Genomic DNA, 19,009 nt, shown 5'->3' with positions numbered 1-19,009 from the left:
CCTGTGCGCTAAACAGGATGCCGACAGCCTGTTACATGCTGACAACAGAGCATGGCAGGGGAGCAGGGGCGCGCTGGGGCGCCCCTCGGATGATCGGATTAACGCACGCCGCCGTAGGCCAGGCTGATCTCTTTCGCCGCGTGGATCACCAGCGCGCCCAGCTCGATCACGCGATCGTCGGTGATGCGCGATACCGGGCCGGAGATGGAAATGGCGGCGAAGGCTTCGCGATGCTCGTCGAAAATGCAGGCCGCCACGCAGCGCAGGCCGAGCGCGTGCTCTTCGTCGTCAAAGGAGAAGCCCTGCTTGCGGATCTGCGCCAGTCCCTCTTTCAGGTTGTGCGGCGTCAGGGTATGCGGCGTGTAGGTGTGCATGCCTTTCTTGTGCAGCAGTTTGGTCACCTGATCGTCCGGCAGGGTGGCGAGGAATGCTTTACCGGCGCCGGAGGCGTGCATCGGCAGTTTGCCGCCGATCGGCGCCGACATGCGCATCAGCGCCGTGCACTGCACCTGATCGATGATGATCGCCTGGTACTCGCTGGTATCCAGCACCGCCAGGTTGACGGTTTCGCCGGACTCTTCCATCAGGCGGCGCAGCGTCGGATGCACCATCGCCAGCAGGTTGCGGCTTTGCAGGAAGCTGCTGCCGACCACAAAGGCGTGCGAACCGATGGTCCACAGGCCGAGATCGCCGACCTGGCGCACGAATCCCTGCTGCTGCATGGTGGTGAGCAGGCGGTGAGTGGTGGAGTTCGGCAGGCCGGCTTGCTGGGCCAGATCGGTCAGGGCCACGTTGCCCTGGGCTTCCGAAATGTATTCCAACAGTTTCAGGCCACGGGTCAACGATTGTACCTGACCGGTCGCCGCACTGGCGGCGGGGGCTGCTGCGCGGGGCTTCTTGCCGCGCTTGGCGGGAGCAGGGGTGGCCATGGGTGAGATTCCTTTTTCCGTATGATGGAATTCATTTTCGTTTTTTGTCGATGAATTGCAAGCCGCCGTCAGCTCATCGGAGGTGTTGGCGCACAACCTGAAAAACTCTCAATTGTCGCCTGGCCCTTTGTCCTTACAAGCTGTGCTAGGATGACTCGTTGGTGTTTGCGGCAGTTGAGCAATGGGCTGGATGGCAATGGAAGGGGTTACAGTGACGAATCGAGTAGAACAACTGCGCCGCCAGTTAGCGCAGCGCATTTTGGTGTTGGACGGCGGCATGGGCACCATGATCCAGAGCTATCGCTTGGACGAGCGCGATTTCCGCGGTGAGCGTTTCGCCGATTGGCGCAGCGATCTGAAAGGCAATAACGATCTGCTGGTGCTGACCAAGCCGGAAGTGATCACCGCCATTCATTACGCCTATCTCGAGGCGGGCGCCGATATCCTTGAGACCAATACCTTCAACGCCACCTCTATCGCCATGGCCGACTACCATATGGAGTCGCTGTCCGCCGAGATTAACTATCAGGCCGCCTGCCTGGCGCGCGCCTGCGCCGACGAATGGACGGCGCGCACGCCGGAAAAACCGCGCTACGTCGCCGGGGTGCTGGGGCCGACCAACCGCACCGCGTCCATCTCGCCGAACGTCAACGATCCGGCGTTCCGCAACATCTCGTTCGATGAACTGGTGGCGGCTTACCGCGAATCGACCCGCGCGCTGGTGGAAGGCGGCGTCGATCTGATCATGATCGAGACCATCTTCGACACCCTCAACGCCAAGGCCGCCGCTTTTGCGGTGGAAACTGAATTCGAAGCGCTGGGAGTGGAACTGCCGATCATGATTTCCGGCACCATCACCGACGCCTCCGGCCGCACCCTGTCCGGCCAGACCACCGAAGCGTTTTACAATTCGCTGCGCCACGTCAAGCCGCTGACCTTCGGCCTGAACTGCGCCCTGGGGCCGGATGAGCTGCGTCAGTACGTCGCCGAGCTGGCGCGCATCTCGGAGACCTACGTCACCGCGCACCCGAACGCCGGTTTGCCGAACGCCTTCGGCGAGTACGATCTGGATGCGGCCGAGATGGCGCGCCAGGTTGGGGAGTGGGCGCAGGCCGGCTTCCTCAATATCATCGGCGGCTGCTGCGGCACCACGCCGGAACACATCGCCGCGATGGCCAAGGCGGTTGAGGGCGTGCCGCCGCGCCGGCTGCCGGAGATCCCGGTCGCCTGCCGTCTGGCCGGTCTTGAGCCGTTGACCATCGACGCCAACACCCTGTTCGTTAACGTCGGCGAGCGCACCAACGTCACCGGTTCGGCGCGTTTCAAACGCCTGATCAAAGAAGAGAAATACAACGAAGCGCTCGACGTGGCGCGCCAGCAGGTGGAGAGCGGCGCGCAGATCATCGACATCAACATGGACGAGGGGATGCTCGATGCCGAGGCGGCGATGGTGCGCTTCCTCAATCTGATCGCAGGCGAGCCGGATATCGCTCGGGTGCCGATCATGATCGACTCCTCCAAGTGGTCCGTTATCGAGAAAGGCCTGAAATGCATTCAGGGCAAGGGCATCGTCAACTCGATCTCGATGAAGGAGGGCGAAGAGGCCTTTATCCACCACGCCCGGCTGGTGCGCCGCTATGGCGCCGCGGTGGTGGTGATGGCGTTCGACGAAGTGGGCCAGGCGGACACCCGCGAGCGCAAGTTCGAGATCTGTCGCCGCGCCTATAAAATTTTGACCGAACGCGTCGGTTTCCCGCCGGAAGACATCATTTTCGACCCGAACATCTTCGCCGTCGCCACCGGCATCGAAGAGCACAACAACTACGCCGTCGACTTTATCGAAGCCTGCGCCGACATCAAAACCCACCTGCCGCACGCGATGATCTCCGGCGGGGTGTCCAACGTGTCGTTCTCGTTCCGCGGCAACGATCCGGTGCGTGAAGCGATCCACGCGGTGTTCCTGTATCACGCCATTCGCAATGGCATGGACATGGGCATCGTCAACGCCGGGCAGCTGGCGATTTACGACGATCTGCCTGGCGAGCTGCGCGAGGCGGTAGAGGACGTGATCCTCAACCGTCGTGAGGACGGCACCGAACGCCTGCTGGAGCTGGCGGAAAAGTACCGCGGCAGCAAAGACGGCGAAGCGGCGGTGCAGCAGGCGGAGTGGCGCGGCTGGCCGGTGGAGAAACGGCTGGAGTATTCGCTGGTGAAGGGCATCACCGAGTTTATCGAGTTGGACACCGAAGAGGCGCGGCAGCAGGCCGAACGGCCGATCGAAGTGATTGAAGGGCCGCTGATGGCGGGGATGAACGTGGTCGGCGATCTGTTCGGCGAGGGCAAGATGTTCCTGCCGCAGGTGGTGAAATCCGCCCGCGTGATGAAGCAGGCGGTGGCCTACCTGGAACCGTACATCGAGGCCAGCAAGCAGCAGGGCACCTCCGCGGGGAAAATCCTGCTGGCGACGGTGAAGGGCGACGTGCACGACATCGGCAAGAACATCGTCGGCGTGGTGCTGCAGTGCAACAACTATGAAATCGTCGATCTTGGCGTGATGGTGCCGACGGAGAAAATCCTGCGCACCGCGCGCGAGGAGAACGTCGACATCATCGGCCTGTCGGGGCTGATCACGCCGTCGCTCGACGAGATGGTCAACGTGGCCAAAGAGATGGAGCGCCAGGGCTTTACCCTGCCGCTGCTGATCGGCGGCGCCACCACCTCCAAGGCGCACACCGCGGTGAAAATCGAGCAGAACTACAGCGGCCCGACCACCTACGTGCAAAACGCCTCGCGCACCGTGGGCGTGGTGGCGGCGCTGCTGTCCGCCACCCAGCGTGATGAGTTTGTGGCGCGCACCCGCAAAGAGTATGAAACGGTGCGCATTCAGCACGCGCGCAAAAAACCGCGCACGCCGCCGGTCGATTTGCACAAGGCGCGCGCCAACGCCATGGCGCTGGACTGGGCCGACTATCAGCCGCCGGCGCCACGGCAGCTTGGCGTATTCCCGGTGTCGGCCGGCATCGAGACGCTGCGCCACTATATCGACTGGACGCCGTTCTTCATGACCTGGTCGCTGGCGGGCAAATACCCGCGCATCCTGGAAGACGAGGTGGTGGGGGAAGAGGCCAAGCGCCTGTTCCACGACGCCAATCAGATGCTGGATCGGCTGGCCGCCGAGCGCAGCCTCAACCCGCGCGGCGTTTACGGCCTGTTCCCGGCCAACCGCGTCGGCGACGACGTGGAAGTGTACCGCGACGAACAGCGCAGCGAGGTGCTGGCGGTGAGCTGCCATCTGCGTCAGCAGACGGAAAAAACCGACTTCCCGAACTACTGCCTGGCGGACTTCGTGGCGCCGAAAAGCAGCGGCAAGGCCGACTACTTCGGTGCCTTCGCGGTGACCGGCGGGCTGGAGGAGGACGCGCTGGCGGCGGCGTACGACGCACAGCACGACGATTACAACAAAATCATGGTCAAGGCGCTGGCGGATCGTCTGGCGGAGGCTTTCGCCGAATACCTGCACGAACAGGTGCGCAAGTTGCACTGGGGTTATGCCGCCGACGAGAACCTGAGCAACGAAGAACTGATCCGCGAAAACTATCAGGGCATCCGGCCGGCGCCGGGCTACCCGGCCTGCCCGGAGCACACCGAAAAAGCGACCATTTGGCAGCTGCTGGACGTCAATCGCCACACCGGCATGGAACTGACGGAGTCCTTCGCCATGTGGCCGGGGGCGGCGGTGTCCGGCTGGTACTTCAGCCATCCTGAGAGCAAGTACTTCGCGGTGGCGCAGATCCAGCGCGATCAGGTGGAAGACTATGCGGCGCGTAAAGGGATGAGCGTGAGCGAGGTCGAACGCTGGCTGGCGCCAAACCTCGGCTACGACGCCGACTGACTTTCCTCTTTAAGGGCGCAGCGATGCGCCCTTGTCATTTACAGCGCTTCCACATCGATGTGCAGCGCGTCGTACCGCCAATACTCCAGGTCGCAATCGATCACCCGGTCATGTTGATCGCGATTCACCCGCGTAATGAACAGCGCCGGGCTGCCGTAGGTCACCTTCAGCATGGCGGCGGCCTGCTGCGGCAGCAGGGTGGGCAGCATGTCGAAACGTACCCGGCCGTAGTGAATGCCGTAGCGTGCGGCGTACAGCGCGGTCAGCGACTGGGTCAGATCTTCGTCCAGAATGCCGGGGAAATAGGCCGGATTGAGGTAGTGCTCGCAGTACAGCACCGCGCGCCCGTCGATGTAGCGCAGCCGGCGAATGCGATAGGCCTGCGCGCCGGGAGGCAGCGCCAGGCGGCCGGCCAGCGGCGCGTCAAGTGTGACGACCGCGCTGTCGATCGCTTCGGTATGGGCGGCGCGCCCCTGCTGCTGCGCCATGGCGTGAAAATGGCTGCGCTGCAACGGGTTGTAGATCAAACGTGGCGGCGAGATAAACCAGCCGCGCCGCACCTGGCGGTAGATGACGCCCTGCGCCTCCAGCTGGCCGAGCGCCTCCTGCAAGGTAATGCGGGTGGTGGCGAACTGTTCGCTCAGGGCGCGCTCGGAGGGCAGCTTGCCGCCCGCGGCGAACTCGCCGGCGGTGATGCGGGCGCTCAGCGTTTGGCAGATGGTGGCGACGGTCGTCGGTGCTTCACTCATACAGCGGGTGTCCCGTTTCAGTGCGTTTGGCCTTCCTTAAGGTAGACCAGCGTCGCGTTTTCGCCGTTGCAATGGGTGATAAAACTGTCGCTTTTTTAAGCTGACATATAATTATCACATTCGTCCGTTAGATTGGTTTGGTCCTTGCTGGACTAGTCCAGCCATCCCCACACTACCACCTGGAGCATCAGTTATGAAACGTTTGTGCGCTTCTGTGTTAACCAGTGCCATCGTGTTATCCAGCCAGATGAGCTGGGCCGCGGATACCGATCTGGCGGCGCTGGAGCAGGCCGCGAAGAAAGAAGGCGAAGTCAACAGCGTCGGCATGCCGGACAGCTGGGCCAACTGGAAAGGCACCTGGCAAGATCTGTTGAGCAAGTACGGCCTGAAGCATGTCGATACCGACATGAGCTCCGCACAGGAGATCGCCAAATTCGATGCGGAAAAGAACAACGCCACGGCGGACATCGGTGACGTCGGCGCGGCCTTCGGCCCGGTGGCGGTGCAGAAGGGCGTAACGCAGCCGTACAAACCGTCTACCTGGGATCAGGTGCCGGAGTGGGCGAAAGACAAAGACGGCCACTGGGCGCTGGCTTACACCGGCACCATCGCCTTCATCATCAACAAGCAGCAGGTGAAAGACATCCCGCACAGCTGGGCCGATCTGCTCAAGGGCAGCTATCAGGTCACCATCGGCGACGTCGGCACCGCGTCGCAGGCGGCCAGCGGCGTGCTGGCGGCCACCTACGCCATGGGCGGCAACGAGAAAAACCTCAAGCCGGGCCTGGAATTCTTCGGCAAGCTGGCCAAGGCCGGCCGCCTGAGCCTGAGTAACCCGGTGATCGCATCGCTGGAGAAAGGGGAAGTGCAGGTTGGCGTGGTGTGGGACTTCAACGGCCTGAACTACCGCGATCAGATCGACAAAACCCGTTTTGAAGTGCTGATCCCGTCGGACGGTTCGATCACTTCCGGCTACACCACCATCATCAACAAATACGCCAAGCACCCGAACGCCGCCAAGCTGGCGCGCGAATACATCTTCTCCGACGCCGGCCAGATCAACCTGGCGCGCGGCTATGCCCGCCCGATCCGCGCCGAACATCTGACGCTGCCGGACGACGTCAAGGCCAAGCTGCTGCCGGCCGAGCAGTACAAGAATGCGCATCCGATCGCCGATCCGGCGGCCTGGGAACAGAGCGCCAAAGCGCTGCCGCGCCTGTGGCAGGAAAACGTCATTATGTTTATGCAGCAGTGAGTTAACGCACCATGAAAACGATCCTCGTGCTGCTGGACGGCCTCAACTACCGGGTGGCGCACGACGCTATGGGGTATCTGCAGGCCGAATGCGCGGCGGGACGCGGGCGGTTGTACCTGCTGGAGAGCGAGTTGCCCTCGCTCTCCCGGCCGCTGTATGAATGCATTCTCACCGGCGTCACGCCGGTGGAGAGCGGCGTGGTGCACAATCACGTCTCGCGCCTTTCTCATCAACAAAGCGTGTTTCATTATGCGCGCGCCGCCGGGCTGAGCACCGCCGCCGCCGCTTACCACTGGTTCAGCGAATTGTATAACCGCACGCCGTTCGACGCCGCGCGCGACCGCCATACCGACGCCCCCGAGCTGCCGATTCAACACGGGCATTTCTATTACGACGACGGCTATCCCGACAGCCATCTGTTCGACGACGCCGAAAGCCTGCGCCAACGTCATCAGCCGGATTTCCTGCTGATCCACCCGATGAACATCGACGACGCCGGGCACCGCTTCGGCCTCTCTTCGCCGCAGTACCGCAACGCGGCGCGGCGCGCCGACGGCTCGTTGTCGCGCTATCTGCCCGAGTGGCTGGCGGCCGGCTATCAGGTGCTGGTTACCGCCGACCATGGCATGAACGACGATCGCAGCCACGGCGGCGTATTGCCGGAAGAGCGTCAGGTGCCGCTGTTCGTATTCGGCGCGGGCTTCAGCCTGGATGACGCCGATCCGCAGCAAACCGAGCTGTGCGGCACGATCTGCGATCTATTGCAGGCGCCGCACGACAAGCCGCGCTGCCGGGCGCTGCTGGCGCAGGATGCGCGATGAACAGCAAAACCAAATGGATCGCCGCGCTGTGCCTGCTGCCGTTTATCGTGCTGTTCGGCGCGTTTCAGATCGCCCCGCTGGTGTGGATCGCCGTTCACAGCTTTTTCAGCGAGACCAGCGGCTGGGGGTGGGGCAACTATGTCGATATCCTCACCTCGCCGTTCTACCTGCAGGCGTTTCAGTTCTCGCTGGAGATCTCGCTATGGTCGAGCGTCTACGGCTTGCTGATCGCATTAGTTGGCAGTTACTCACTGCGTCAGCTCGGCCAGACGCGGTTTCATGACTTCGTAATGTCGTTCACCAACATGACCAGCAACTTCGCCGGGGTGCCGCTGGCGTTCGCCTTCGTCATTCTGCTGGGGCTGAACGGTTGCCTGACGTTGCTGCTGCGCAAATACGGCCTGATGGAGAGCTTCAACCTCTATTCGAAGAGCGGCCTGATCGTGCTGTATACCTACTTCCAGATCCCGCTCGGGGTGCTGCTGCTGTATCCGGCATTCGACGCGCTGCGCGCCGACTGGCGCGAATCGGCGGCGCTGCTCGGCGCCGGCCCCTGGCGCTACTGGCGGCATATTGGCCTGCCGGTGCTGGCGCCGGCGCTGATGGGCACCTTCGTCATCCTGCTGGCCAACGCGCTGGGCGCCTACGCCACGGTGTATGCGCTGACCACCGGCAACTTCAACGTGATCCCGATCCGCATCTCGGCGCTGGTGGCGGGGGACATCTCCCTCGATCCGAACCTGGCCAGCGCGCTGGCGATGCTGCTGGTGGTGATGATGGCGTTTATCACGGTGATCCACCAATGGATGCTGCGCAGGAGCTACCTCAATGCGCGCTCATAACCGGCTGGAGAATGCTCATGTCGCGTGTTGAACGCTTGTACCACCGCACGGTGACCGGCCTGCTGCTGTTGATCCTGCTGCTGCCGCTGGCGGCGACGCTGATTTACGCGCTGGCTACCCAGTGGGGCGCCACCATTTTGCCGGACGGTTTTACCCTGAAGTGGCTGACGGCGCTGTGGAGCGACCCGCGCTTTTTGCAGGCGCTGTGGCACTCGCTGCTGATCTGCTTCGGCACGCTGCTGCTGTCGGTGGTGGTGATCCTGCCGGCGATGTTTGTGATCGCTTACTACTTCCCCAAGCTGGACGCGGTAATGAACGTGCTGATTCTGCTGCCGTTCGCCGTGCCGCCGGTGGTGTCGGCGGTGGGGCTGATGCAACTGTTCGCCGCCGATCCGCTGCCGCTGCTCGGCACCCCCTGGATTTTGGTGGGCTGTTATTTCACCATCGCGCTGCCGTTTATCTACCGCGCCATCAGCAACAACATGCAGGCGATCAACCTGCGCGATCTGATGGACGCCGCGCACTTGCTCGGCGCCAGCACCTGGCGGGCGGCGCTGTGGGTGGTGCTGCCAAATTTGCGCAAGGGCGGAACGATCGCCGTGTTGCTGTCGTTCTCGTTCCTGATCGGCGAGTTCGTGTTCGCCAACCTGCTGGTGGGCAGCCAGTATGAAACGCTGCAGGTCTACCTGTTCAACATGCGCAACGGCAGCGGGCATTTCACCAGCGCGCTGGTCATCTCCTATTTCGCCGTGGTGCTGCTCGTCACCTGGCTGGCGAACCTGCTGAATAAAAACAAAGGTTAACCCGATGGCTTATCTCAACGTCACCCGCCTGAACAAACACTATGGCCAAACCCAGGTGTTTCAGGATATCGATTTCACCGCCGAAGAGGGGGAGTTCGTCACCCTGCTCGGGCCAAGCGGCTGCGGCAAGTCGACGCTGTTGCGCTGTCTGGCCGGCCTGACTCCGGTCGACAGCGGGCAAATTTTACTGCAGGGCCAGGATCTGGTGCCGCTGGCGCCGCAAAAGCGCGGCATCGGCATGGTGTTCCAAAGCTATGCGCTGTTTCCCAATATGACGGTGGAAGGCAACGTGGCCTTCGGCCTGAAAATGCAGAAGCTGGCGGCCGGGCAGATCGGCCAGCGGGTGCAGGAGGTGCTGGCGCTGGTGGAGCTGAGCGATCTGGCGAAGCGCTATCCGCATCAGCTGTCGGGCGGCCAGTGTCAGCGCGTGGCGCTGGCGCGATCGCTGGTCACGCGCCCGCGTCTGCTGCTGCTCGACGAACCGCTGTCGGCGCTGGACGCGCGCATCCGCAAACATCTGCGCGAGCAGATCCGGCGCATTCAACGCGAGCTGAACCTGACGGCGATCTTCGTCACCCACGATCAGGAAGAGGCGCTGACCCTGTCGGATCGCATCGTACTGATGAACAAGGGGCAGATCGTGCAGAGCGGTGATGCGGAAACCCTGTATACCCAGCCGGCGGACGCCTTCGCCGCCGGTTTTATCGGCAACTATAACCTGCTGAGCGCCGAACAGGCCGGCCGGCTGACCGGGCGCAGCTATGCCGGCAAGGTGGCGATCCGCCCAGAGTCTATCGGGCTGTTGCCGGCCGGACAGGGGATCGGCGGGGTGATCCTTGGCCACAGTTTGCTCGGGAATGTGGTACGCTATCGGATTCAGGTTCGCGAGGTAGAGTTGCTGGTTGACGTGCTCAACCGTTCGGTGGCCGATCTGCGGCCCGACGGCGCGGAAATTGGGCTACACTTGGAACCTGTTGTATTGCGGGAAGTTGCATGACTTCGCAGCGCGGCGCCGGGGCTCTCCCACCGCCGCCTTAACCCTTCTCTTCTGCGGTCTGCCGCCCGCCCGCTGTCCTGCCAGACCCACGCCCGGCAGGCGGGACCGCGCGCTGTACCCGTCATCCTTTGGCTCGCCTCTGTGCTTCGCGTGACAGGCATCGGGTATCAGCCTCCTTTGGCCGGGCGTTAATGGAGCGTATCTTCCGTGCTGACCCTTCTTCACCTGCTTTCGTCCGTGGCGCTGTTGGTGTGGGGCACCCACATCGTGCGCACCGGGATTATGCGGGTTTATGGCGCCAATCTGCGGCGCGTGTTAAGCGACAGCGTTGAGAAAAAACCGCTGGCGTTCGTTTCCGGCATCGGCGTGACCGCGCTGGTGCAAAGCAGCAACGCCACCGCGCTGCTGGTGACCTCTTTCGTCGCGCAGGGGCTGGTGGGGCTGGCGCCTGCGCTGGTGATCATGCTGGGCGCCGACGTCGGCACCGCGCTGATGGCGCGCGTGCTGACCTTCGATCTTTCCTGGCTGTCGCCGCTGCTGATCCTGGTCGGCGTCTTCCTGTTCCTCAGCCGCAAACAGATGCGGATCGGCCAGATCGGGCGCGTTCTGATCGGTCTGGGGCTGATCGTGCTGGCGCTGGAACTGATCGTGGCCGCCGCCACGCCGATCACCCAGGCGGCCGGGGTGAAAGTGCTGTTCTCGTCGCTGACCGGCGATGTGATGCTGGACGCCCTGACCGGCGCGCTGTTCGCCATCGTCAGCTATTCCAGCCTGGCCGCGGTGCTGCTGACCGCCACCCTGACCGCCACCGGCGTGATTTCGCTGAAGGTGGCGCTCTGTCTGGTGATCGGCGCCAACCTCGGCAGCGGCCTGCTGGCGATGATCAACGCCAGCGGCCAGAACGCCGCCGGGCGGCGCGTGGCGCTCGGCAGCCTGCTGTTCAAATTGGTGGGCTGCATCCTGGTGTTGCCGTTCGTCTCCTATCTGGCGGATGTGATGGCTCAACTGCCGGGCGGCAGCGAAGAGCTGGTGATCTATTTCCACGTGTTCTACAACCTGATCCGTTGTCTGGTGATGATCCCGCTGGCCGGGCCGATGGCGACGCTGTGCGAACGGCTGATCGTCGACGTGGCGGCCGACGACCCGCGCATGCGGCCGCGTCATCTGGACGCCAGTGCGCTGGATACGCCGACGCTGGCGCTGGCCAACGCGGCGCGCGAAACGCTGCGCATGGGCGACGTGGTGGAACACATGATGATCCTGCAGCGCGAAGTGCTGCACGGTAAGCAAGGCGTGGATAAAGAGGTGCGGCGACTCGACGATGACGTCGACGTGCTGTACACCGCCATCAAGCTGTATCTGGCACAGATCCAGAAGGAAGATCTGGGCGAGGAAGATTCGCGCCGCTGGGCGGAAATCATCGAAATGGCGCTCAACCTGGAACAGGCGGGCGACATCATCGAGCGCATGGCCGGCGACGTGGGCGCCAAATCGCACGCCGCGCGCCGCGCCTTCTCGGCGGAAGGATTGGCGGAACTGGACGGGTTGCACGAACGGCTGATCGGCAACCTGCGTCTGGGGTTGTCGGTGTTCCTGTCCGGCGACGTCACCAGCGCCAAACGCCTGCGCCGTTCCAAGCACCGCTTCCGCATTCTGGATCGCCGCTATGCGCATGCGCACGTCGATCGTTTGCATCAGCAAAACGTGCAGAGCATCGAGACCAGTTCGCTGCATTTGGGATTGTTGGGGGACATGAAGCGCCTGAACTCGCTGTTTTGCGCCGTGGCCTACAACGTGTTGGATCAGGATGCGAAAGACGACGATCGCGACTGGGAAGACACCCCGAGCACGCTGTAAAAAAACGCCCCCGGAAAACCGGGGGCGTTGCGTAGGGGAGGCGCGTTATTTGCCGCTGAACACGCCGGCTTTGGCGTCCGCCTGCTGAGTTGAGGCATGGCCGCTGGCGAACGGCACGTTGCCGTTGACGCTTTGCTTCGCCGCGCCGCCTAACAGTCCACCTACCGTGGCGGCCGCATCGACGCGGCCGCCGCCCTGATAGCGCTGGCCGCTGACGTCCTGCTGGCTGACCTGGCTACCGCCCAGTTCCACCTTGCCCTGCTGGCTGCGGATTTCGCCGCCGGTCAGCTGGGTTTGGCCGCCGACCTGCAGCGCCACGCCGTGCTTACCGGCAATCGCTGATTGCTCGCCGACCGCATTGTTGTTCACCACGTCGGCATTGACCTTGAGCTGCCCCTGGCGACCCGCCGGCCCGGTGATGCTGTCTTTCACCGCGCCGCCGACGGTGCGTGCGCCGCGATCCCACAGTGGGCCCTGCGGTTTTTCGCCGGCCGGCGTTTCCGGCAGCGTGACTTTGCCGTCAGCCTTGCTGAAGCTGACTGCACCGGTGGTATCCTGCTGCGGATCGAGGCGACGCGCCACGCTGTTGTACTTGTCGGTGGTGGCGTCGGCCACTTTGTTCACCCCGGCTTCCAGTTTCTCTTTCACTTTACCGGCGTAGCGCGGCGTGCCGACCTTCGACAGCTTGGAGGTGATGCTACTGCCCGGATCGTTGCTGTGGCTCAGACCGGCATCCACATCCACCTTCACGCCTGTCTCGACGTCTTTGCGGCTTTCAACGCGCAGATCGCCGCCCACCTTGCCCTGTACGCTGTCGGCGTCGACGCGCGCGCCGGCAAGGCGGGTGTCTTTGCCGCTGTTGAGCGCCACGTCGCCCGCGGTGATGCCGGTATTGGCGTGGGTGGTTTTATCCTGCTGCTCCACGCCGACTTTCAGACCTGCGCCCAGCGTGTGGGTGTCTTTGCCAGTGTTCGGATCGACCTTGCCGCCTGCGTCCTTGTTGAAGGTTTGACCGCCTCTGGCGTTGGCTTTGATGCCCAGATTCCAGTTGTCCTTATGCTGCTCGTTCTTGGCGGATTCCAGCAGGATGCCGCCGTTTTTCGCTTCGAGCGCGGCGCTGCCGCCGCTGACTTTGGCCCCCTGCAGATGCAGCGCGTCATCGCCTTTGCCGTTGGCGGACAGGGTGACCTTGCCGTCTGAGGCGATAGTGGCACCCTGGCGCTCGGTCGTGGACTCATTGACCTTGGCGATGTCGAAGGCGCCGCCGGCGGAGAGGCTGCCGCCGGTTTTTTCCTTGCTGTCGCTGCTGCCGGCGCCCAGATCGATATTGCCGGACAGCTTGCTTTCCTTACGCGTTTGGGTCGATTCCGCCGCCTGCAGCGCGACCTTGTTGCCCGCGTTCAGGCTGACGTCGCCCTGGCTCTTGACGTTGGTGCCCTGCAGCGTCAGATCGCGGCCCGCCTTCAGCGCCACACCCTGGCCGTTGACGTTGCCGACCTGCGCGGTGCTGCTGCTGCTTTCACCGTTGTTGGTGCCGCCGCCGAAACCGGCGCCGAAGTTTTTGCTGTCGGCGGTGAAGCCGCCTTTGGCGGACGCTTTGACGTTAAAGCCGCTGTGGTTCTCGCTCTGTTTGTCGCTGGCCTGATCGAAGCGGATATCGCCGCCGGCGTTGACGGCGGTTTTACCGCTGCCGCCGTTCAGCGCGGTACCCTGATAGACCGCGTCTTTTTTCACGTTGACGTTGATGCCGTTGGCCGCGTCGATCGAGCCGGCCACCGCCTGGCTGGCGCTGCTGTTGCTGCGCTGGGTGCCGCCTTCGCCCTTGGCGTCCACGGTCAGATCGCTGCCGGTGGTGGTGTAGACGCGCACGCCGGCGCTGCCGCGGGTGTCGCGGCTCTGCTCGTCCTGACGGTTTGCCGCGGCTTCGCTGCGGTGGCTGTCCGCCGTCAGGTTGACTGCGCCTTTGCTCGCCTGGTACTGCGTGCCCTGATCGCGCACTTCGCCTTTGGCATTGATGTCGATGCTGCCGGCTTTCACCGAGCTGACCACCGCCTGCGAGCTGCTGCTGTGTTTTTCGCTGCTGCCGCCCTGTGCGCCGATATCCAGGCCGACGTTAGGCGCGCCGATGCCGCCGATGTCGTTGATAACGCCGGTAGCGTCCAGCTTGGCTGCCTTGCCGACCGCGCGCTCGACCGGACGGGTCACGGCGCTGTAATCGACGTTGGCGCCGATGTTCACGCCGACGTCGGTTTTGGTGGTGGTGGTGCTGGCGGTGTCGGCAGCGGCAAGGTGATCGACGCCGGCGGCGTTTTCTTGATAGGCGCCGCCGACGCTGTGCTGCGCGCCTTGCTGGGTCAGCTTGTCGCGGGCGTTGATCGTCAGATTGCCTTTGACGTCGCTGCCGGAGGTGATCGCCTTGCTGCTTTGCGTCTGGGTTTTGCTGTTCTCGTAGCCGGCTTCCACGCCGCTGCCGAGTTTGTCGATGCCGCCGGTGTAATAGAAACCGCCGCCGATCTTGGTTTGCTCGGTGTTTGAGGCCGTTTTGTCGTCGGCCGCCAGGAACGAAACCTTGTTGCCGCTGACGCTGGCGTCGCCTTTGTCGGCGACCAATTGAGAACCGCTGAAGGTCACGTCCTTCTCCGCCTTGAGCTTCACGCTGCCGCCGCTGAGGCTTGAGGCGCTATTCTCGGTGCGGGTGGTTTTCTCGCTGTCGCGGGTGTGCTCGATGCGCAAACCGGCGCGGTACTGCTTGTCACCGGCTTCTTTGGCGTAGCCGTTAACGGTGAGCGCGGTCTTTTGCTCGTCGATGTTCTGCTGCCGCTCGGCCGCCTTGACGTTGATGTTGCCGGTCTTCGACTCGACGCTCAGCTCACCGCCGCTGGCGACCTGGCTGCCGATCACGTCGGCATCCTTGTGGCTGACCAGCGTCAGGTTGGTGTCGGACTTCAGCTCGCTGGCGGTGCTGCTCTGGTAGCTGTTGTCGGCCTTGTGCGAACTGCTGGTGATGTTGAAGGCGGTGCCGGTGCGCGCGTCGATTTTGTCCACGGTGGTGCTCAGCGCGTTGTCGATGCGCAGGCCGCCGTGGGTGGCGGTGACTTCGCCGCCTTTCTGGCCGCGCGCCTTGCTGCCGGTAATGGTGACGCCTTGCTGGCCGTTCAGGCGCAGGGTGCCGCCGCTGGTCAGCTCGGAAGCGTGGCTGATCTCGCGGCGATTGCTGTTGTTTTTGTTGTCGCCGCCGCCGATGCCGCCCCAGGAGGTTTTGTCATCGCGTACCGCTTTGGCGTTGGCGGTTTTCTGCACCCCGACCTGGATCTGGCTGTCTGCATCGATCGTCAGATCGCGCTGGGCATGGATCTTGGCGCCCTGAGTCGATACATTGCGACCGGCTTTCAACGTCAGTTCACCCTGGCTGCGCAGTTCGCTGGCCTTCAGGCTTTCGCTTTCGTCGCTGCTGCTCCATCTGCCGGTGCGCAGGCTGGAGGTGTGGTTGCGCTGGTAGCCGCGCTCGCTGGATTTATCCTTCTCCACCAGCCCGGCAAGGTGTACGTCGCGCGCCGCTTTGACGCTCAGCGCACGCTCGGCGCTGACATTGGCGCCCAGCAGCTTCACGTCTTCCTGGGTGCTGATGAGTTTGGCGCTGCCGTTGGCGGCGACGGTGCTGCCCGCCTGCTGCAGCTGCTCGCGTTCGCGGGTGACGTCGTATTGCCAGGAGTAGAACCAGCGATCGTCGGTATGGCCTTGCGTCTGCTTCAGCTGCTGGCCGTCGAGCGTCAGCTTACCGCCCTGCAGCGTAATGTCTTCGCCGCGGATATCGGTGGCGGTGAGGTGCGCATGATTATCCGCCACCAGGCTGATGTTCTTGCCTTTCAGCTCGGTGCGGGTCAGCTTCTGGCTGCTGCTGCGATCGTTGACGTAGATGCCGCCACGGTAATTTTGATAGTTATCACCGCCGTTTTTGTTGCTGCTGGCGTCGTCGACGCGGCTTTCGCTGCGGATATCATAGGCTTTCACCTTGAGTTCATCGCCGGCGTTCAACGAGCCGGCCAGTTTCACGCCGCTGCCCTGCGCGGTGTTGATGATGTTGATGCGCCCGGCCTGCATGCTGCCGAGGTAGTAGCTGTCCAGCGCGGTCGGCGTCTGTTGGCTGGCCTGCACCGTGCCGTCGCGCGCTACCCGGTTAAGGCCGCTGATGGCGTTGATCGTCGCCGAGGTCACTTTACCATTCGAATGTTTGAAATCTTGCACGATCACTTCGCCGCGGCTGTCGATCTTCGGCGCGATCAGATCCAGTACGCCGCCGGCGTTCAGGGTGCCATTGAGGCTCAGCGTGTTGCGGTTGCCGAAGGTGCTGTAACCCTGCAGCACGCCGTTTTCCACCAGCGGGTTGCCGACCACCAGTGAGGAATGGCTGGTATTGATGAATCCGCAGCCCTGACAGCTGATGCCGTTCGGGTTGGCCAGCACGTAGTCGGCCGCCATGCCGAAGATCTCTTGCTGGCCATGCAGTAGCGACGGGTTACGGCCGATCACCTCGTTGAGGATCACGCTGGCTTCGCGTCCGCCCAGATTGGGGTTGGCGCCCAGTTGGCCGGCCAGCTGCGACAGCCCCGCCTCGCGGGAGTTGTTCAGCACCGCGCCGGGCTGGTTGACGTTGAAGTCCTGATATTGGTTGTGCGACAGCCCGTTGCCGTTCGGCGCGACGATATCGACCACCTGTGCGCCGGTGGCGGCGGTGGAGACGCCGGGGCCGTTGGCGCCGTTGGCCGCGACGATCTCTGCGGCGTAGGCGCCGGCGGAAGCGGCGAGAATAATCGCCAGCGCGGCGGCCAGTTTGCCTGCCGCCGAAAGTCTGAAGTTATTATTTTTCATCCATGTATCTCCGTATATTGCCGTGGGGTCCTGCAAAACTGTTGATTAAAAGGTGTAAGAAAAGCGGGCCAACACCTGAACGGGATCTTCAGGCGTGGCGTGGTTAGACAAAATCCAGCCGCGGCTGACCTCCAGATCGACCAGCGCCTGCCGGTAGCGTAACGTGGCGCCGCTGCTCACCCCGGCGCTGCTGCGCCAGCCCGAGTTGTCCTGACGCGGCAGAATGCGGCCAACGTCGGCGCCAAGGCGCGGCGTCAGCGTGGTGGCGCCCAGATTGAAACTGCGGGACAGCGTATTTTGCAGATACCAGCCGTTGTCGCCGGACTGGGTGCTGCGGCTAAAGCCGCGCACGGCGCTGCGATCGGTGAGGCTAAGCCACTCCACGCCGGGCAGCGGGTCGCGACTGTACTGGCCGTAGAACAGATTGTTGAGCTGATAGGTGGCGCCACCCAGCTGGAGGCGCTGGCTCAGGTTGGCGAACAGCTTGCCCTTGGTGAACTGGCTGTCGAGGTGCACCGAACTCGGGTGGCGATCGGCGCCCAGCCAGGGCAGGCCCTGCTCGACGCTGAGGTTGGCGCTGAACACGCCATGGGGCAGAATTTGCAGGTGGCTGGCGCTCAGTTCGGCCAGGGTCAGCGTTGGGCTGCTGACCTCAAGGCGCACGCTTTCGAAGTAGTTGTCGATGCGCTTGTAGGTCAGCTGGCCGCTCAGGCTGTCTATCTGATCGTGATCGCGATAAAACACGTAGTCGCTGCGCAGCCCGTACTGTTGGGTCTGGCCGTGCAGTTTGACCACGTTGTGCGGCAGCTGCTGGTGGTTTTCATAGGACGAGAAGCTGGCGAACCCGCTGAAGGTGAACGCGCCGTACGGCAGCGAATAGAGCAGGGTGTAGGCGCGATTATAGCGGTGAGCCGGGTTTTCCAGCGTGCTGTTGGCGTTCAGGCTGACAAAGTCCGACAGGCCAAACGGGCTGTCCAACGTGGCAGTGGCGCGCGCCAGCCACCGGCCGGTGCTTTTTTGGCCGTAATTATCCGTGCCGGCGGTAATCAGCCAGGGCTTGGCATGCTGATTGCGCAAACGAATAACCGAACCGCCAACCTGGCGGCCGGGCAATATATCCAGCTTGGTGGTATTTGATTGCAAACGATTGGCCTGATCCAATCCCTGATCGAGCTCGGTTAATTTCAACGGCTTGCCTTCCAGCCCCGGAAATAATAAACGGCTGTTGACCCAGCGATCGCCGCCTTCTATTTTCTCGATAAATCCTTCCGTCACGCTTAACCCCAATTCTCCTTGTGAATTAGGGCGAACAATTTGCACGCGCGCGGTGATATAGCCCTTTTGCACATAAAGGCGCGTTAATTCACGGGTCAAGCGATTGATATCGTTGCTGCTGATGCAGTTTTCCGGCAGCGCGCTCAGCGCAGATAAATCACCCGGTGAGAGCAGGGTAATGCCTTGCAGATAAACGCCGGCGATCGGCAGGCACTGCGCGGACTGCGGCAGTGCGGGCGCGGCCGGTTCCGGTTCCGCCAGCAGGCGCTGTTGCTTCAGCTGCTGGTAGCGGCGTTGCTCAATCAACTGGTTGACTTCACGCGTGCTGTCTTGCAACGCGCGCCGTGATTCCCCCATCGACATGTCCATCATCATGTGGGAGTCCGGCAGGGTTTCGGCGGAAAGGGCCGTGCTGACCAGCAGTGTCAAGGCGGTGATTTTTTTTATCATTGTAATCCATTCTGAGAGGCCGCCGGGGCAGCCAGCCCAATCCATGAGGTTAACCACGGGCGGCCGACGGCCGGCCCGAAATAATGAGCGACATGCACATTGCGAGGTATCTTGATTTGCCGCAGCAAATAAGACGGTGGGTATATATCTAAATAATAATTAGGCTGCTTCTTTTATGGCGGGCAACCCTGGTGACTTAATTAATTAAAAAAAGTGGAGCGTCTCTTCCTCTTGCCAACATTATCGGCATTGATAGGAAGAATCTGAATT

The 19,009-nt window shown here is 62.8% G+C and carries 11 protein-coding genes; 7 read left to right on the top strand and 4 right to left on the bottom strand.

Annotation, left to right across the window (positions count from 1 at the left end; translation table 11 throughout):
• Window positions 1-98: 98 nt before the first annotated feature.
• Window positions 99-929 carry a glyoxylate bypass operon transcriptional repressor IclR gene (iclR, locus tag GT753_RS17645; protein ID WP_004936648.1) on the bottom strand — a complete coding sequence of 277 codons (831 nt, stop codon included), beginning with the start codon at window positions 927-929 and terminating at the stop codon, window positions 99-101.
• 196 nt (window positions 930-1,125) lie between these two features.
• Between iclR and metH the strand changes: the two genes are divergently transcribed.
• On the top strand, window positions 1,126-4,821 hold the full coding sequence (metH, locus tag GT753_RS17640) for a methionine synthase (protein WP_160125802.1): 3,696 nt from the start codon (window positions 1,126-1,128) through the stop codon (window positions 4,819-4,821).
• 38 nt (window positions 4,822-4,859) lie between these two features.
• Here the strand turns inward: metH and GT753_RS17635 are convergent, their stop codons facing one another.
• Window positions 4,860-5,570, bottom strand: a complete 711-nt coding sequence (locus GT753_RS17635; RefSeq protein WP_015379250.1) for a UTRA domain-containing protein — start codon at window positions 5,568-5,570, stop codon at window positions 4,860-4,862.
• Window positions 5,571-5,763: 193 nt separating this feature from the next.
• Here GT753_RS17635 and GT753_RS17630 point away from each other — a divergent pair, with 193 nt between their 5' ends.
• The 6 genes from GT753_RS17630 to GT753_RS17605 all read left to right on the top strand — a co-directional run bounded on the left by GT753_RS17630 (window position 5,764) and on the right by GT753_RS17605 (window position 12,145).
• Window positions 5,764-6,825 carry an ABC transporter substrate-binding protein gene (locus GT753_RS17630; protein WP_033631954.1) on the top strand — a complete coding sequence of 354 codons (1,062 nt, stop codon included), beginning with the start codon at window positions 5,764-5,766 and terminating at the stop codon, window positions 6,823-6,825.
• 11 nt (window positions 6,826-6,836) lie between these two features.
• Window positions 6,837-7,646, top strand: coding sequence for an alkaline phosphatase family protein (locus GT753_RS17625; protein ID WP_044030312.1), 810 nt, complete (start codon window positions 6,837-6,839; stop codon window positions 7,644-7,646).
• Entirely contained in the window at window positions 7,643-8,488 is an 846-nt protein-coding gene (locus GT753_RS17620; RefSeq protein ID WP_015379247.1) for an ABC transporter permease subunit, read from the top strand. Before GT753_RS17625 ends, GT753_RS17620 begins: the two co-directional genes overlap by 4 nt.
• Before the next feature lie 17 nt (window positions 8,489-8,505).
• Entirely contained in the window at window positions 8,506-9,291 is a 786-nt protein-coding gene (locus GT753_RS17615; protein ID WP_015379246.1) for an ABC transporter permease, read from the top strand.
• 4 nt (window positions 9,292-9,295) lie between these two features.
• The gene (locus GT753_RS17610) at window positions 9,296-10,288 is read left to right on the top strand and encodes an ABC transporter ATP-binding protein (RefSeq protein ID WP_033631956.1); all 993 of its coding nucleotides are present in this window, start codon (window positions 9,296-9,298) and stop codon (window positions 10,286-10,288) included.
• Between the two features lie 207 nt (window positions 10,289-10,495).
• Window positions 10,496-12,145: a Na/Pi cotransporter family protein gene (locus GT753_RS17605; RefSeq protein WP_004936675.1), complete on the top strand. Its 1,650-nt coding sequence runs from the start codon at window positions 10,496-10,498 to the stop codon at window positions 12,143-12,145.
• Window positions 12,146-12,190: 45 nt separating this feature from the next.
• On the opposite strand, the gene GT753_RS17600 is transcribed toward GT753_RS17605, so the two are convergent.
• Both GT753_RS17600 and GT753_RS17595 read right to left on the bottom strand, forming a co-directional pair.
• On the bottom strand, window positions 12,191-17,014 hold the full coding sequence (locus GT753_RS17600) for a hemagglutinin repeat-containing protein (RefSeq protein ID WP_160125801.1): 4,824 nt from the start codon (window positions 17,012-17,014) through the stop codon (window positions 12,191-12,193).
• 45 nt (window positions 17,015-17,059) lie between these two features.
• On the bottom strand, window positions 17,060-18,739 hold the full coding sequence (locus GT753_RS17595; protein WP_076741028.1) for a ShlB/FhaC/HecB family hemolysin secretion/activation protein: 1,680 nt from the start codon (window positions 18,737-18,739) through the stop codon (window positions 17,060-17,062).
• Window positions 18,740-19,009 lie beyond the last annotated feature (270 nt).

This window comes from Serratia sp. Z4, assembly GCF_009900725.1.
Taxonomy (GTDB): Bacteria; Pseudomonadota; Gammaproteobacteria; order Enterobacterales; family Enterobacteriaceae; genus Serratia; species Serratia nematodiphila.
Note: the sequence above shows the minus strand (reverse complement) of the source record. Positions and strands in the feature narration are given on the sequence as shown.

What these genes read in the sequence shown, in the direction of transcription:
- GT753_RS17625 (WP_044030312.1), top strand. Translation starts at nt 6,837, where the DNA reads ATGAAAACGATCCTCGTGCTGCTGGACGGCCTCAACTACCGGGTGGCG.
- GT753_RS17610 (WP_033631956.1), top strand. Translation starts at nt 9,296, where the DNA reads ATGGCTTATCTCAACGTCACCCGCCTGAACAAACACTATGGCCAAACC.
- GT753_RS17600 (WP_160125801.1), bottom strand. Translation starts at nt 17,014, where the DNA reads ATGAAAAATAATAACTTCAGACTTTCGGCGGCAGGCAAACTGGCCGCC.
- GT753_RS17635 (WP_015379250.1), bottom strand. Translation starts at nt 5,570, where the DNA reads ATGAGTGAAGCACCGACGACCGTCGCCACCATCTGCCAAACGCTGAGC.
- GT753_RS17615 (WP_015379246.1), top strand. Translation starts at nt 8,506, where the DNA reads ATGTCGCGTGTTGAACGCTTGTACCACCGCACGGTGACCGGCCTGCTG.
- GT753_RS17620 (WP_015379247.1), top strand. Translation starts at nt 7,643, where the DNA reads ATGAACAGCAAAACCAAATGGATCGCCGCGCTGTGCCTGCTGCCGTTT.
- GT753_RS17630 (WP_033631954.1), top strand. Translation starts at nt 5,764, where the DNA reads ATGAAACGTTTGTGCGCTTCTGTGTTAACCAGTGCCATCGTGTTATCC.
- metH (WP_160125802.1), top strand. Translation starts at nt 1,126, where the DNA reads ATGGAAGGGGTTACAGTGACGAATCGAGTAGAACAACTGCGCCGCCAG.
- GT753_RS17595 (WP_076741028.1), bottom strand. Translation starts at nt 18,739, where the DNA reads ATGATAAAAAAAATCACCGCCTTGACACTGCTGGTCAGCACGGCCCTT.
- iclR (WP_004936648.1), bottom strand. Translation starts at nt 929, where the DNA reads ATGGCCACCCCTGCTCCCGCCAAGCGCGGCAAGAAGCCCCGCGCAGCA.